A 15,046-nucleotide genomic window follows, 5' to 3' on the forward strand; every position below is an offset into this window, starting at 1 on the left:
CAGGTAACATACACTGCGATCAATTCCGCTCTAATATAGGCGGCCCGGTCTCCGGTTTGGAGGGCAAGGGGAGAGGTCGATTGGGTCCCACTTCGCATGAGCGGGACCATTTGATCACCGCTCCGCTATCGGACCACGAGGAGGAGAGGGCCCCCATCGCGGATCAGTTCGAGCGCGAGGATTGCCGGCTTGTCGGCAAGCGCCTTGCGCAAATCCGCGACGGAAGAGACCGGCGAGCGATTGGCCGCCACGATTATGTCACCGGCCTGCAATCCGCTGCGGGCCGCCATGCTGCCCGAGGTGACGCCTTCGATCACAACGCCGGGGGCACCGGCCTGGCGAGCCTCCTCGGCAGATGCTTCCCGCATTTTGGTGCCATCGAGGGGCGTGCCGGAGAGGTCGGCGGACGACCGGTCTTCCGACGTGATCTTGACAGCGATCACCCGCTCGCCATCGCCGCGCTTTACCGTCATGTTGATCCTGGTTTCGACCGGGGTGAGGCCGATCCGGTTCCTGAGATCTGTTGCGCTGTGGACGGGGCGATTGTCGATCGCAGTAACCACGTCGCCGGTCCTCAATCCGGCCCGCGCAGCCGGCGAACCGGCTTCGACGCTGGCTATCAGGGCGCCGCGCAGCTTACCGAGCTTCAGCGCCTCGGCCACGTCGGGCGTCAGGTCCTGGATGCCGATGCCGAGCCTGCCGCGGCGGACCTCGCCATGGGCTGCCAGCTGGTTCATCACCGATAGGGCCATATCGCTCGGGACTGCGAAGCCGATGCCGACATTGGCGCCGGCGGGGCTGAGGATCGCCGTGTTGATCCCGATCAGCTTGCCATCGAGCGTCACGAGTGCGCCGCCGGAATTGCCGGGGTTGATCGAGGCATCGGTCTGGATGAAGTCCTCATAACCTTCAATATTGAGCCCGCTGCGGCCGAGCGCGCTGACGATGCCGGAGGTGACCGTCTGACCAAGTCCGAAGGGATTGCCGATCGCAACGACATAGTCACCGACCTTCAGGGCATCGGAATCACCGAGCCGGATGGCCGTGAGGTTCCTGGCATCGATCTGGAGCAGCGCGATGTCGGTCTCCTTGTCGCTGCCGATCAGTCTTGCCGAGAGCTGCCGGCCATCCTTCAGCGTGACAGAGATCTGCGTGCCGCCGTCGACGACGTGATGGTTGGTGAGCACATAACCCTTGGCGGCGTCGACGATGACGCCCGAGCCGGCGCTCATCCTGGCCTGCTGCTGTTGCTCCGGCAGGTTGAAGAACCGTCGGAAGTTGGGATCGCTGTAGAGCGGATTGTCTTGCGCAGGCGCTCGCGAGACGACCGCGATATTGACGACGGCGGGTGTGACCTGTTCCAGCATCGGCGCCAATGTCGGCAGGCCGGTGGACGAAGAAACCGGTCCTGCCATCTGCGCAGGAAGCGGGTTCATGGTGAAAAGAATGGCTCCGGCTGCGACGGCTGCGGAAATGGCGATCGTGCGAAGCCTCGGGGCGAGATCGAACATCGGTTGCTCCTTGAATCTAATGATTGGCCTCCCTTCGGGCACGACGCACGAAGGACTTGGAAAAAGAAGCGGGTCCGAAGATCCGGACCCGCTTCCATAGGATCAGGCGGTCGAGAGCGGGCGGTTATGGCTGAGCCAGATGTTGCCGACGGCGAGCACCGCGACGACAATACCGGCCACGACATGGACCCACGTTGCAGCCGTCACGCCCGCGAAGCCGAAAACCCATGGAGCAACCACGGCCCAGACGCCGAGCACAAGGTTGACCCATTCCTCCGCCTCGTAGAAGGCATAGAGGGCAGCGGCGGCGATCACGGCGATGGCCGCGCCGACGATCCAGGCATTCCAGGCGGCATAGGTCTCTGCGGTGAAGCCAAGCAGCCACGGCGAGACCAGAAGACCAAGACCGGCAACGATATTGACGATATCGAAAGCGGTCCGGTTGTTCGAAGACAGGGTTTTCAGCATCGTTCATTTCTCCTCATCGGTTGGTTGCATCATCAATGAACCGTCTCCTGCGTAGAGGAGACGGATGCGGCGGCAGCGCTTGCCGCGCCGTCGCCGCAAAGCTCGGTTGTTGTTGGATCAGGAGTCGGAAGAAGTGTTGTTGCTGCCGATCCGGGCAGGAATGGCGCCAGCTCGTCTTGAGTGAACGCGCCATCGGCGATTTCATGCAGCGCAAGATCGCTAACGCTTGCATGCGGCAGATCACGCCTCGGCTGCGCACCGCGGTTGAGGGCACGGGCGCGGGCAGCTGCGGCCATCGTCAGCGTAAACCTGTTCGGCACAATCTCCTGGCAATCGAAAACGACATGCGGGTCCATGGGCGCACCTCATGCAGCTTTCCGATCGGCAGTGGTACGGTCCTCAACGTCTCGTTCGAGCGCAAGCAGCGCCTGCTCGACCTCGTGAAGGCGCGACGGACGTTTGTTCTCCGGGATGCCTTCGTTGGCCGCCTGGTCGACCAGATATTCGGTCCATGCCCGGTTCATCAGGATCGAGCGCTTTGCTTCGAGGGGCAGCGTCGGATCACAGGCGACATCCATGGGTAAGGACAATGTCGCGGGCCCGGAAGCATCGTTCCGTTCCGCCGCCTCGTCCATTGCCTGACCGTAGCTCTCCTGAAGCGCGGCGAGGCCGAGCCGCTCCAATGTCGCATCGGAGAAGGCGTGAAATGGCTGGTTCGCTCGGCGGCGAATTCTTTGCTTTGCCGGAGCCGCAGCCTTGCTTACCGGACGCTGCACGACATAGGTCAGACCCTGCCGCTCGGTATAGCGGATGGCGGATCGCAGCGTTGGAAATTCCAGCTCCACCTGCGTCAGCGTGTCGGTACTGGCGGTATAGCCCATTAAAGGCTCGATGAACGGCGGGCTGCGGCGCTCGAAGACAAGCCACCAGCCTTTCGTCCGCGCGTTGCTTGATGTCATCGCCGAGCGGGACGGCCTGAAGATGCGGGCGACGGCGTCCTCGGGAAATATAGAACGGCCGACAGACAGAGCTTTCCGCCGGTTATCATTCGAAGGCCGGATATCGAAAACCGGCCCCTTGCCTGGGTGATGCGTCTCTCTGAAAATCTCCATCACTTTTTTATCCCTCCCTGTTGGCGAAGGATGCCGGCGGCCCCCTTAAGGCCGGCCGCCGGACGGTTGCACTGGTTAGCTCTTGATGGCGATCCGCTTGACCTGCGTCTGCGCCTTTTCGGTCTTCGGCAAGGTCACGGTCAAAACGCCGTTCCTGAAGCTGGCATCGACCTTGTCTTCGTCGACTTCGACGCCAAGCGGAATACGGCGCTCGAAACGGCCGTAGTAGCGCTCGGAGAACTGACGATCCTTGTCTTCGCTCTCGGAGCGCTTCTCGCCCTTCAGCGTCAGGATGCCGTCGTTGAGCAGGACTTCGATGTCCTTTTCTTCGAGGCCCGGCACTTCGGCCGTCACCTTGATCTCCTTGTCGGTGTCGGAGATCTCGACACTCGGCCAGCCGGCACTGAACGCAGAGCCGTTTCCGAGGGACGGCATGCCGGAGCCGAAGCCGCGGAAGACATCGTCGAACAGGCGATTCACCTCGCGGTGAAGCGACAGGAACGGATCACGGTCGTCATCGCGCAGGACAGTCGGAACCTGGTTGCCATTGTTGCGGCCCCAGGGGATCAGGTCACGAACACTCATGGTTTTCTCCTTTCGGTTGGTTCGATTGGCAAGCTTCTCTGATGGTGCCGGACGATGTGCCCGGCGCCGTCTTTGCCAACTGTGCTGTTGCTGGAGCTTAAGCCGCCTGCTTCTCGGCGTCGATTTGCTTGATCTCGGCCTTCGGCAGAGCCGTCTCGGTCGCGATCTCGATTCGTCGCGGCTTCATCGCTTCCGGGATTTCGCGCTTGAGATCGATGGTCAGCAGACCGTTGACGAGACCGGCGCCGACGACCTTGACGTGATCGGCGAGCTCGAACCGGCGCTGGAACGAGCGGCCGGCGATACCGCGATGCAGATACTGCACATCGTCGGCATTCGCCTTCTGACCCGATACGAAGAGCATGTTCTGCTCTTGCGTGATCGTCAGTTCGTCCTGCGAGAAGCCGGCTACCGCCATTGCAATGCGGTACTCATCCTCACCGGTCTTGACGATGTCGTAAGGCGGCCAATTGTCGATCGTCTCGATGCGGCTTGCAGCCTCGAGCGCGTTCAGCATTCGGTCGAAGCCGATGCTCGACCGGAACAGGGGAGAAAAATCGAGGTTTGTCCTCATAACCATATCCTCCTTGTAAGCAACATGGATACAAGGAGACGCCAAGAGCACATGGCGCCTCCTGGACTTGTCGATCCCCATTGGGCAATCGAACAATATTGATATAATTCAGTAGTTTGCAGTTTCAAGAGCTGTGGAATTGCCTGGTGTAAAAAATTGATTTTTTCGTCTCCGTCACCAGATTCCGGTGAACTCAGATGTGAACAGATCCAGAAAGGAGTACCGAATATGACAATGACTTCCGACGACGTAACCGCCATCCTTGGGCCTGTCGACGAAACGCTGGTGGCGGAGGTCGTTGCGACGGGTGCGACGCAGGCTGAACTCTCCGAAGCGTTTGCCTGGGCCAACAACGACGAAGCCTTGATAGGTGAAGGGCGGCGTCTGCCGAGCGGCATGGTTGCCACCCTGGTCGATCTGCTGGTTTCAGACGAAGAGGACCCGGAATAGGCAAGGCGGGAGTCAGGCCGCCTTGCAAAAGCTGCCTGGTCTATGCCGTCGTGAGTACCCGAATGTCGCCGCGGCGATCGACGACGTCTACCACGACACTGCGTCCTGAGCGGCGAACTGCGACGTCGGCCGAGCCGTTTCCGACCCGTAGGTGTTGCAGCATTACCTCATCCATGAACGAGGGCAGTTGCGGCTCGTTGAAGCTGATGATCCGAGCATCCGGCTCGAAGTCGAGGCCGAGACAGGATTGCAGCAGAAGGAGGGGTGCTGCAGCCGCCCACGCCTGTGGAGAGCAGGCGACAGGGTAGAAGGTTGGCCCCTGAGCCCGCTGGCGTGGCAAGCCACAGAAGAGTTCGGGAAGACGGCGCAGGTCGATATATGTCGAAGATGCAAAGAGCCCTTCGAAAATTCTTGCCGTTTCAGCTCGGTAGCCATAGCGGGCGAGGCCGCTAGCGATCATTGCATTGTCATGCGGCCAGACAGAGCCATTGTGATAGCTCATCGGATTGTAGCGTGCCTCGGTGGAGGCGATGGTTCGGATGCCCCAACCGCAGAAGGACGAGGCGCTCATCAGTGTCCTGGCAACCTGGACGGCTCGCTCGGGATAGGCGATACCGGTGAACAGGGCATGACCGGCATTTGAAGAGCGGACCCTGCAAGGCTGCTTGTTCCCATCGAGCGCTAGCACGAAAGTGCCGAGTTCCTCGTCGAAGAAACTCGTATCGAAGGCACGACGCAGGCCTTCGGCCCGTGCCAGGAACTTTGCCGCGCGTTCAGGTCTGCCGAGCCGGCGGAAGATCTCGGCTGCGGACTGCCAGGCACCGTAGACGTAGGCCTGAACCTCGGCAATGGCGATCGGGCCTTTGGCGAGCGTACCATCGGCGTGGAATACCGAGTCGTGGCTGTCTTTCCAGGCCTGATTGATTAAGCCTTCTTGCGTTAACCGCCCGTATTCCACGAAACCATCGCCGTCGCGATCGCCGTGCGCGTCGATCCAGGTGAGCGCTGCCTCGATATTTGGCAGAAGATGGTTGATCGTGGCAAGGTCGCCTGTTCGCTTCAGGTACTCCCCTGCCAGCAGGACGAACAATGGCGTGGAATCGATGCTGCCGTAATAGCGGCGGAAGGGCACTTCACCCAGTTCAGCCATTTCGCCATAGCGCACTTCGTGGAGGATCTTTCCAGGTTCGGCGTCTGCAGCCGGATCGACTTCCGTGGCCTGGTTTGCGGCCAAATGGCCAAGGACACCGCGGGCAATGTGCGGATCAAGCCACAGCGTTTCGAGCGCGGTAATCAGCGCATCACGTCCGAAAACAGTGCTAAACCAGGGGATGCCGGCATAGGGGTAGGGACCTTCGGGCTTATCGGTCGTTAGCATATATAGATCGGAGACACTGCGCCGCGCCACCTCGTTGAATATTTCGTTGGACGTGACGATCGATGCCGCGCGGGAGGAAGAGGAGCGCAATGCACGGCGCGCATCCCGCAGGCCCAGAAAGAAAGACTGGTAGCCGAGAGGCCGGTCTTTGTCTTGGTCGCAGCAGATCCGGATGAACAGCGACCGCGTTTCATGTGGCGCCAGATCAAGATCATAAATGACATGATCACTCCCAAGTTCGTCTGGGCGGGGATCGAACGACAACTGCGTGACGCGCTTCAGATCGTCGAGGCCGATATAGGAGAGAAGAACGCGATCCTGTTCCATCACGGACGGAAGATGGCGGCCCCTCCTCGCCCTGACGGTTCCGCGAACCTCGAACAGATCGGCGAAGTCCGCCCCGAACGAAATTTCGATACGCACTTGTTGTCGTCGCTCGTCGTAGTTCCTTACGGCCAAGCGCTCGTAACAACCGGCATTCCACAGAAAGCGTGTCCTGCGCATATGAATGAGATCATGCTCAAGTGTGAGCTTCCCCGTCTCATCAAAGAGGTCGGGATTGGTGAGATCGCAGGTCAGCGTCGCATTGTCGTCGCGCAGCGTCGACGAGAGAAGCATCGGGCGCTTGCCGTTGATCGTCAGATGGAGATGGGAGAGGTACCGCGTGTCCCGATGGAAAACGCCTTCCGGGCTGCCGGGCCCAGAAAGCGCGTCACCATTGTGGTCGAAGACGGCGAATGTATCGCCGTGCTTCAGGGTGCGCGGCCGTCGCTCTTGCAGTGATGCTGTGGCCGGAATGAAAAATTGCGCCATCGGTGCCTGCCCCCCTGCTGGCGCGGAAGCGTCGTGTACAGAAGCGATCGACATGCTACTGGCCTCCGGATTATGCAACGACCTGCAGATCGAGGTCCTGCCCGTTGGCACGGCGCAGTGGGGCCGCCTTGGTGCGGAGTGAACCCCTCGGGCTGGACCATCGAAACAATGCAAACTAAGCCGCCTGCTGGGCGAGTTGGGTTTCAAATTCTGCTGGCGACAAATAGCCAAGGGCTGAATGCAGCCGTTTGGCATTGTAAATCTGCTCGATGAACTTAGGCAACTGTTCGGCTACGTCAGCGAAAGTCTCGTAGCCTGCTGGGTAGATATCCTCCACTTTCAGGGTCTTCATGAAGCTCTCTGCCTGCGCATTGTGATAAGGGTTGCCGACGGCGCTCATAGACCCCTGTAAGCCTGCCGCATCGAGCGCTCTTCGGTAGGTCTCACTTGCGTACTGGCATCCGCGGTCCGTGTGGTGAATGCAGCCGCGTGGGGGCTTTCTGTTCTCGATCGCCGAACGCAATGCTGCCAAAGCGAGCGGCGTATCCAGGCGTTTCGACAGGCCATAGCCGACGACTTTCCGGCTGCAGGCGTCGAGAATGACAGCAAGATAGCAGAAGCCAGCGGCGATGCGGATGTACGTGAAGTCCGCCACCCAGACCATGTCAGGCCGCGACGGGATCACATTGCGATAAAGGTTCGGGTAAATCGGCGAATCGTGGTTGCTATCCGTCGTGCGAACATACCGCTTGCGAGGCTTGATACCGAGGCCATTGGCCCGCATGACGCGGGCGACACGCTTGTGATTAACGAGGTGGCCTCTTCGCCGAAGCTCGTGCGTCACGCGCCGGTATCCGTAGCAGGGCAGCTCGTCCTGGATGTCTTCTATGATTGCAACCAGCTCGCTGTCGCCGAGATTTAAAGCTTTTGCCGTTGATTGGTAATAATAGGTGCTCCTCGGGAGATCGATCATTTTGCACCCCCGTCTGACAGAGCAGGCCGGGGGCCGCTGATGATGGAGGAGCTCGCGCTGTCGGCGGCGATCGGCTGGCGCGGTGTTTTTTTCACCAGGTCCAGCTCCATTGTAAGCTGGCCGACCTTGCGTTCGAGCGCCGCGATATGTGCTTCGTACTCCGCAATGACGCTGGCCTCAGCTTCTTCATCGTTCAGCTCGCCACGATCGAACTGCGTTAGCCATAGCTGTATGAGATTGGCCGAAACGCCGTAGGTGCGCTGCGCGTCGCGCCGCCCGATGACACCGTTTCGGATATCCTGGCAAAGCTGTAGTTTAAACGGTGTCGAATGCCGTCGATATGGACCTCGGGACTTCATGAGCCTTCTCCGATTGAGGCCCGCAGAGTGTATCAGTTTTTCCCTGCCCCGTTGTCCAGCCCGAGGGGTTCACTCCATAACCGGCTCAGTTCCGCGTGGAAACCAACATTCGAGTCCTTTCACATCAATAGATCCGGTCTTGTTGGTCATGGGAGTGATCAGTCGTGTTGGAAAGACAGCGTCGCACCGAAGCGTAAAACGACTTCTTTGCGCCTTCATTCGAGCCATTCACGCGGCCCACAAGATTTTCCTGAGTAGCCGCTCGGCTTATTGGGGCTGTATGTCCAGCTTATGTTGAAGAGCGGACTATCTCAGTTCGGACCACAAAAGCAGCCATTCATTACTGACAGGCTCGGTTTCCAACCATTGAACGGCTCTAAGTGATATGCCTCGTGGTAGCTCTACTGGGACTACCTGTTGCCGCGCGCTCTTCTTGAAGAACCGCTTCGCTGGTTGAGCTAAAGCGCGTCCACAACAGCGCTGCCACAGGCCACGGTATCCGCGTTTCCACCGAGGTCCCTAGTCCGCAGGTTCTTTTCCGACAGAACCCGCTCGATCGCCTTGACGATAGCTGCTGCCGCTTCGGGATGACCCACATGCTCCAGCATCATCGCACCTGCCCAGATCTGCCCGATCGGATTGGCGATGCCTTTTCCTGCAATATCCGGTGCCGATCCATGGACGGGTTCGAAGAGTGACGGAAACCGCCGTTCCGGGTTGATGTTGCCGGATGGAGCTATACCGATCGTGCCGGTGCAGGCGGGGCCGAGGTCGGAGAGAATGTCACCGAAGAGATTGGAAGCGACGACGACGTCGAAACGATCCGGGTTCAGCACGAAATGCGCGGCGAGAATGTCGATATGATATTTGTCGTAGCGGATATCCGGAAAGTCTGCTGCGACGGCTTCTACCCGCTCGTCCCAATAGGGCATGGTGATCGAGATGCCGTTCGACTTCGTCGCCGACGTCAGGTGTTTGGCATCCCGTTTGCGTGCGAGTTCAAAAGCGAAACGTGCGACGCGGTCGATACCTGTTCGGGTCATGATCGTTTCCTGCACCGCGAATTCCCGGTCGGTTCCGGCGAACATGATGCCGCCAACCGAGGAATATTCCCCTTCGGTATTTTCGCGCACGACGACGAAATCGATATCGCCGGGCGTCCGGTTGGCCAGCGGCGAAGGCACGCCCGGCATCAGCCGGCAGGGGCGCAGGTTGACATATTGGTCGAACTCGCGGCGAAACCGGATCAGCGAACCCCAGAGCGAGATATGATCCGGCACACGGTCGGGCATGCCGACGGCGCCGAAATAGATTGCATCATGTCCGCCGATCCTGTCCTTCCAGTCATCTGGCAGCATCTGGCCGTGTTTTGCGTAATAGTCGCACGAGGCAAAATCGAAACTGTCGAAGGATAAGCCGATATCGAATTTGCGCGCCACGGCTTCAAGCACACGCACGCCTTGCGGCACAACTTCCTTACCGATCCCGTCTCCCTCGATCAGCGCAATCCTCATCCTATTGGCGGTCATGATCTTCCCCTTCTGATCTCAATTGGCGACGATGCCGCTGTCGAGCAGGTCGGTCCTCTGCCCGCGCTGCATCGCGATGCAATTTACCGGAAATCGCTGTTCGAACATCGCGCCGCGATCTTGCAGCCGCCCGAGAAAGCGGTCGAGATGCTGCATGGCGCGGGCATGCACGTCATGCAGCACGACAAGCGGCCAGCCGATGGTGGCGACCTGCGTTAAGGCGGTTTCCACCCAGCCTTCATGATTGGCAAAATCGCCCGGCACGGCGTTCCACAAGATACAGGTGTAGTGCCTCTCGGCGAGATGATCGACGGCCTTGGTATTAAGCGCCCCGTCCAGCCGGCCCATGCCGCCATAGGGGCGGAAAAGCCGGTCGGGATGTGACAATGCACCGATTTCATCTTGGGTGCGGTCGATTTCCGACCGGATGAAATCGCTGTCGCCCCGATCCCGAAACGGAATCGAGTGGCTCCAGGTATGATTGCCGATCCAATGCCCTTCCGCATGCGCCCGTTCCGTCGATGCGCGATGGGCGGCGAGCCGGCTCCCCACAACGAAAAAGGTCGACTTGATGCTTCTACGGGCGAGGATGTCCAGCACAAGCGGAGTGACGTTGGCGTCTGGGCCGTTGTCGAAGGTTAATGTCACCTGATGCATGGAAATCCTCTCTGGCCGCCATCGGCCCGGTCCTCAATCATCGGCATGGGCAAACACGGTCTTGCGGGCGCTAAGCAGCGACGGCACGAAGGTGAGGAGCGCGATGACAACAGTGATGACGATCAATACGGCGCTGATCGGCCGCTCGACGAAGACGGCGAGATTGCCCTCCGAGATCAGCATGGCGCGGCGGAAATGTTCCTCCACCATCGGGCCGAGCACGAAACCGAGCAGGAAGGGTGCCGGATCACAGCCGATGCGGGTCAGGAGGTATCCGCCGAGACCGGATGCCGCGAGCACGTAGAGATTGATCTCGATGCCATTGGCGCTGAACGTGCCGATGCAGGCGAAGGCCAGGATGCCGGGGAACAGCACCGAATAGGGAATGCGCAGCATCCGGACCCAAAGACCGACCAGCGGCAGGTTCAGCAGGATGAGCATCACATTGCCGATCCACATTGAGGCGATCAGGCCCCAGAACAATTCCGGCTGCGAGACGATCACCCGCGGGCCGGGCTGGATGCCTTGCACGACCATGGCCCCGACCATTAGCGCCATGACGGCGTTGGAGGGAATGCCGAGCGTCAGCATCGGGATGAAGGAGGTCTGTGCGCCGGCATTATTGGCGCTTTCCGGTCCCGCAACGCCTTCGATTGCGCCCTTGCCGAACTGTTCCGGATGTTTCGAAAGCCGCTTCTCCACGGCGTAGGACGCGAAGGAGGACAGGAAGGCACCGCCGCCCGGCAAGACGCCGAGGAAGGAGCCAAGCACGGTACCGCGGAAGATCGGCCCGGCGCTGCGGCGGAAATCCTCTCGGTTGGGCATTAGCTGGGTGATTTTGTGGACGGCACGGCTGATCCCGTCACTAGCTTCGAGATTGCGAAGGATCTCGGCAACCCCGAATATGCCGACCGATACGGCAATGAAGTCGATGCCGCTGCGCAGCTCATCGAGGCCGAAGGTGAAGCGCGTCGCCGAGGTGAAGACGTCGGTTCCCACCTGGCCCATCAGCAGACCGAATGTCGCCATGGCGAGACCCTTCAGCAGGGAGCCCTGCGAAAGGACGACGACGAGGATGATACCGAGCAGGGTGAGCGAGAAATATTCCGGCGCCCCGAATTTCAGCGCGATCTGGCTGAGCATTGGCGATGCCACCGCCAGCACCAGCGTTGCAGCCGTGCCGGCCACGAAGGAGCCGATCGCCGAGATGGAGAGCGCCGGGCCGGCGCGGCCCTGTTTCGCCATCGCATAACCGTCAATCGCCGTCACGGCGGTGGACGGTTCGCCCGGCACGTTGACGAGGATCGCGGTGATCGAGCCGCCATATTGGGCGCCGTAATAGATGCCGGCGAGCATGATGAGCGCGATCAGTGGGTTCAAGCCCAGCGTGATCGGCAGGAGCATGGCGATGGTGGCGCTCGGGCCGATACCGGGGAGGACGCCGACGAGTGTACCGAGGATGCAGCCGATCAGGCAGAAGAGCAGCGCCATCGGAGTGGCGGCCTGGCTGAAGCCAAGCAGGATGCCGTTGAAAATATCCATGATGATGAGACCTCCCGCGGCTAGAAGAGAGCGGGGTTGAAGAGATCGACCGGAACCTGCAGGCCGTAATAGAAGACGACGACACAGAAGGCGGTCATGCCGATGACGATGGCGAGGCCGCGCTTGATGCCGATCGTGTGGCTGGCTGCTACCGCAAGCGCGATGGTGACCGTAAGCGCCGGCACCAGGCCAAAACTCCGCAGCATCAGGCCAAAAGCGACCGGAGCTGCAATCACGAAGAAGATCGCGCGCCAATTGAGCGGCGGGCGTTCGACCTGCTGCTCTTCCTCGCCCTGTGCAGGCTTGCGGGCATTCATCAGGATGCCGATGCCGAGTAGCGTAAGGATGATGCAAAGCGCGAGCGGGAAGAAGCCCGGTCCCATCGCCGCCGCCGTGCCGATATCCAGTGACGACAGCGTGTTGGCTGCGAAAAACAGGCCTATTCCCAGAAAAAACAGACCTGAAGTCAGGTCATCTCGATCCCAAATCATGGCAATTCCTCCTCAGTGCCGTCGATGAAGTCCGGCCAGCTTACACCGGATTGTGGCCGGCGGATCTGGCCGAATATCCCGGGCCATAAAGCTCTTCGAGGACTTCCTGCGTGTGCTGGCCGAGGCCGGGAGGATCTCGCCTGACGCGCGGGGCGGCGACATCCTTCCAGGGCATGCCCGGAATGGTGACCTTGTCTCCGGAGCCCGGCGGATATTCGATTTCCATTAGCGAACCGCGCTCGAGGATATGCGGCATGGTCACCACTTCCGGCAGGGTGAGGATAGGTTCGGAAGGAATGCCACGCTTGTCGAGTTCGGCGAGCCAATGGTCGGCCGGCTTCGTCTTGAAGACGGCGTAGATCATCTCCAGCATCTTCACGCGGTTGATGTTGCGGTCGACCTGTTTCTTGAATTCCGGGACATCGTCGAGGAAGGCGAATTCCGGGATAGAGATGAAGGCCTTCCAGGCCTTTTCGTTGGTGACCGCCATGACGAATTCGCGGTCGGAGCCCGGGAAGCTTTCGTAGGGAGCCATCAGCGGATGGGCGTTGCCGACGCGTGCATAGGGTTTTCCGGTCGCGGTATAGGTGACGATCTGCTGGTTCAGCACCATCATCAGCGCGTCCAGCATCGCGATGTCGATATAGCGACCCTTGCCGGTTTCACGGCGTTCCATCAGCGTCGCCATGATCGATACGACGGCGGAAAAGCCTCCGACTATATCGGCGATCGGCCCGCCGGCCTTCATCGCCCGGCCGTCCTTCTCGCCGGTCTGAGACATCAGGCCGCTGACGGCCTGCACCATCAGATCGATGCCTGGGCGATGCGCCATCGGCCCGGTCTGGCCATAGGCGCTGATCGAGCAGTAAATGATATCCGGCTTGATCTTCGCCACGGTCTCATAATCGAGGCCGAAGCGCTTCATCGTGCCGGGACGGAAGTTTTCCACCACGATATCGGCGGTCTTGACGAGGTCGAAGAAGATCTGCCGGCCTTCCGCGGTGTGCAGGTCCACCTCGACGGAGCGCTTGTTTCGGTTCGACGACATATAGGTCGCAAAGGGAGGGCCCCAGTAGCGGGATTCGTCGCCGGTGCCCGGCATTTCGAGCTTGATAATGTCGGCTCCGAGATCGCCCATCAGCATGGTCGAATAGGGACCGGCGAGTGCGCGCGACACGTCGATCACGCGAATGCCGGAGAGTGCGCCCTTGTGTTCGGTACGGGCGTCGTTCTGGGAGTTGATGGTGTCCATTTATAAAAGTCTCCTTGTCGTGAGAGATGGCCTGCGGGTCAGACCGCTCTCACGGTGTTCCTGATGCTGCCGATACCCTCGATGCCGGCTTCAACGACGTCTCCGTCCTTCAGCCAGATCTGCGGGTTGAGGCCGAGGCCGACGCCGGAAGGCGTGCCGGTGGTGATGATGTCACCCGCTTCCACCGTCATGCCGGCCGACAGGCTTGAGAGGATCGCGGCGCAGTCGAACACCATGTCCGAGATGAAGGCGTCCTGGCGGATCTCGCCGTTGACGGTGAGCCAGAGCCGGTGCTCCTGTGTCACATCGAACTCGTCGGCGGTGACGATCCAGGGGCCGATCGGGCAGGTGGTGTCGAGCGCCTTGCCCTTGAACCATTGCCCATGCGCGCGCTGCAGGTCGCGGGCGGTGACGTCGTTCAGTACCGTGAAGCCGAAGATGTGGCCGAGCGCATCCTCCACCGAAATGTCGCGCCCGGTGCGGCCGACGACGAAGGCGAGTTCGACTTCGTAGTCGAGCTTCTGAGTATTGCCGGGAAGGCGGATTTCCGCTTCGGGGCCGATAACGGTGGTCGGAGGCTTGGTGAAGAACTCCGGCAGCGGTGGATATTCGGCCGGCACGCCCCGCGCTCTCGCACCTTCCTCGATATGGAGTTTGTAGTTGCGGCCGACACAGAAGACGTTCTTTGCCGGGCGAGGGATGGGCGCGAGCAGCTTTGCGCCGGCGAGTGGTGACCAGAGATCGGAGCCTGCAGCCTCGACGACCTGTCGGAGGGCGGCGAGCATCGGCGAGTTTCGGACGATATCGAGCACGGAGTTCGGCGCCGGGCCGCTTTCACCCGACTTCCAGGCGGAGGCAATATCGAGGATGCGATCTTCTACGACCACGACCGGACGCGATCCGGATTCGGTTTCAACAGTGGCAACTTTCATGAATATATCTCCTGCGAACCGGTCAGGCGGGTTCGAACATCGGCAAGGTGATCTCGTCTGAGACTTCCTCGTAAGTAAGCCGTACCGGAGAGCCGATCGATAGCGCCTCGGGCGTGGCGGTCTTGATGTTGGAAACCATCATCGCGCCTTCCTCCAGTTCGACGAGCGCAACGACCAGCGGTCCCTGTATTTCGAAGCTGGATTTCGCAGCGACGGTGAAGGTGTGGATCGTTCCTTTACCGCTGACGGGCATCCAGGCGAGCTTTCGCGAGGCGCATTCCGGGCAGATGTAGACGGGGTAGAAGGCATAAACGCCGCAGTCTTCGCAGCGCTGGATCTGCATGTGTTCTGCCTTGCAGCTATCCCAGAAAGGCTGGGAGATCTTGGAAGGCGTGGGAAGGGAACGGGACATGTGCAGGC

17 protein-coding genes are annotated in these 15,046 nt (G+C 60.4%); 1 reads left to right on the forward strand and 16 read right to left on the reverse strand.

Features of this window, described 5'->3' with window-relative positions:
- Positions 1 to 125: 125 nt before the first annotated feature.
- The 6 genes from J2857_RS25000 to J2857_RS25025 all read right to left on the reverse strand — a co-directional run bounded on the left by J2857_RS25000 (position 126) and on the right by J2857_RS25025 (position 4,250).
- Entirely contained in the window at positions 126 to 1,511 is a 1,386-nt protein-coding gene (locus J2857_RS25000; protein ID WP_210012792.1) for a DegQ family serine endoprotease, read from the reverse strand.
- Between the two features lie 102 nt (positions 1,512 to 1,613).
- Entirely contained in the window at positions 1,614 to 1,979 is a 366-nt protein-coding gene (locus J2857_RS25005; protein WP_210012793.1) for an SPW repeat protein, read from the reverse strand.
- 32 nt (positions 1,980 to 2,011) lie between these two features.
- Positions 2,012 to 2,335 carry a DNA-directed RNA polymerase subunit omega gene (gene rpoZ, locus J2857_RS25010; protein WP_210012794.1) on the reverse strand — a complete coding sequence of 108 codons (324 nt, stop codon included), beginning with the start codon at positions 2,333 to 2,335 and terminating at the stop codon, positions 2,012 to 2,014.
- A 9-nt stretch (positions 2,336 to 2,344) separates the two neighbouring features.
- Positions 2,345 to 3,091: an NADH dehydrogenase ubiquinone Fe-S protein 4 gene (locus J2857_RS25015; protein WP_210012795.1), complete on the reverse strand. Its 747-nt coding sequence runs from the start codon at positions 3,089 to 3,091 to the stop codon at positions 2,345 to 2,347.
- Positions 3,092 to 3,166: 75 nt separating this feature from the next.
- Positions 3,167 to 3,676 (reverse strand): Hsp20/alpha crystallin family protein, encoded by a 510-nt coding sequence (locus tag J2857_RS25020; protein WP_210012796.1) that lies wholly within the window; start codon positions 3,674 to 3,676, stop codon positions 3,167 to 3,169.
- A 97-nt stretch (positions 3,677 to 3,773) separates the two neighbouring features.
- Positions 3,774 to 4,250, reverse strand: a complete 477-nt coding sequence (locus J2857_RS25025) for an Hsp20 family protein (protein ID WP_210012797.1) — start codon at positions 4,248 to 4,250, stop codon at positions 3,774 to 3,776.
- Between the two features lie 228 nt (positions 4,251 to 4,478).
- On the opposite strand from J2857_RS25025, the gene J2857_RS25030 reads away from it, so the two are divergent.
- The gene (locus J2857_RS25030) at positions 4,479 to 4,700 is read left to right on the forward strand and encodes a hypothetical protein (protein ID WP_210012798.1); all 222 of its coding nucleotides are present in this window, start codon (positions 4,479 to 4,481) and stop codon (positions 4,698 to 4,700) included.
- A gap of 40 nt (positions 4,701 to 4,740) precedes the next feature.
- Here the strand turns inward: J2857_RS25030 and J2857_RS25035 are convergent, their stop codons facing one another.
- The 10 genes from J2857_RS25035 to J2857_RS25080 all read right to left on the reverse strand — a co-directional run bounded on the left by J2857_RS25035 (position 4,741) and on the right by J2857_RS25080 (position 15,038).
- Positions 4,741 to 6,945 (reverse strand): amylo-alpha-1,6-glucosidase, encoded by a 2,205-nt coding sequence (locus J2857_RS25035; RefSeq protein ID WP_210012799.1) that lies wholly within the window; start codon positions 6,943 to 6,945, stop codon positions 4,741 to 4,743.
- 121 nt (positions 6,946 to 7,066) lie between these two features.
- Positions 7,067 to 7,864, reverse strand: coding sequence for an IS3 family transposase (locus J2857_RS25040; RefSeq protein WP_210012800.1), 798 nt, complete (start codon positions 7,862 to 7,864; stop codon positions 7,067 to 7,069).
- The gene (locus J2857_RS25045) at positions 7,861 to 8,223 is read right to left on the reverse strand and encodes a transposase (RefSeq protein WP_037082618.1); all 363 of its coding nucleotides are present in this window, start codon (positions 8,221 to 8,223) and stop codon (positions 7,861 to 7,863) included. The genes J2857_RS25040 and J2857_RS25045 overlap by 4 nt, the downstream gene beginning before the upstream one ends.
- A 458-nt stretch (positions 8,224 to 8,681) precedes the next feature.
- Entirely contained in the window at positions 8,682 to 9,752 is a 1,071-nt protein-coding gene (locus J2857_RS25050) for a tartrate dehydrogenase (RefSeq protein WP_210012801.1), read from the reverse strand.
- An 18-nt stretch (positions 9,753 to 9,770) separates the two neighbouring features.
- Complete coding sequence (locus J2857_RS25055) at positions 9,771 to 10,409, reverse strand: polysaccharide deacetylase family protein (RefSeq protein WP_210012802.1); 639 nt, start codon at positions 10,407 to 10,409, stop codon at positions 9,771 to 9,773.
- Positions 10,410 to 10,442: 33 nt separating this feature from the next.
- A complete protein-coding gene (locus J2857_RS25060; protein WP_210012803.1) occupies positions 10,443 to 11,951 on the reverse strand; it encodes a tripartite tricarboxylate transporter permease in 1,509 nt (502 codons plus the stop codon).
- A gap of 20 nt (positions 11,952 to 11,971) precedes the next feature.
- Positions 11,972 to 12,442: a tripartite tricarboxylate transporter TctB family protein gene (locus J2857_RS25065; protein WP_210012804.1), complete on the reverse strand. Its 471-nt coding sequence runs from the start codon at positions 12,440 to 12,442 to the stop codon at positions 11,972 to 11,974.
- Between the two features lie 40 nt (positions 12,443 to 12,482).
- Positions 12,483 to 13,694 (reverse strand): CaiB/BaiF CoA transferase family protein, encoded by a 1,212-nt coding sequence (locus tag J2857_RS25070; protein WP_210012805.1) that lies wholly within the window; start codon positions 13,692 to 13,694, stop codon positions 12,483 to 12,485.
- A 38-nt stretch (positions 13,695 to 13,732) separates the two neighbouring features.
- Positions 13,733 to 14,626: a fumarylacetoacetate hydrolase family protein gene (locus tag J2857_RS25075; RefSeq protein WP_210012806.1), complete on the reverse strand. Its 894-nt coding sequence runs from the start codon at positions 14,624 to 14,626 to the stop codon at positions 13,733 to 13,735.
- Positions 14,627 to 14,648: 22 nt separating this feature from the next.
- On the reverse strand, positions 14,649 to 15,038 hold the full coding sequence (locus J2857_RS25080) for a Zn-ribbon domain-containing OB-fold protein (protein WP_210012807.1): 390 nt from the start codon (positions 15,036 to 15,038) through the stop codon (positions 14,649 to 14,651).
- Positions 15,039 to 15,046: the final 8 nt, after the last annotated feature.

The sequence above is a fragment of the Neorhizobium galegae genome, assembly GCF_017877055.1.
GTDB classification, from domain to species: Bacteria; Pseudomonadota; Alphaproteobacteria; order Rhizobiales; family Rhizobiaceae; genus Neorhizobium; species Neorhizobium galegae_D.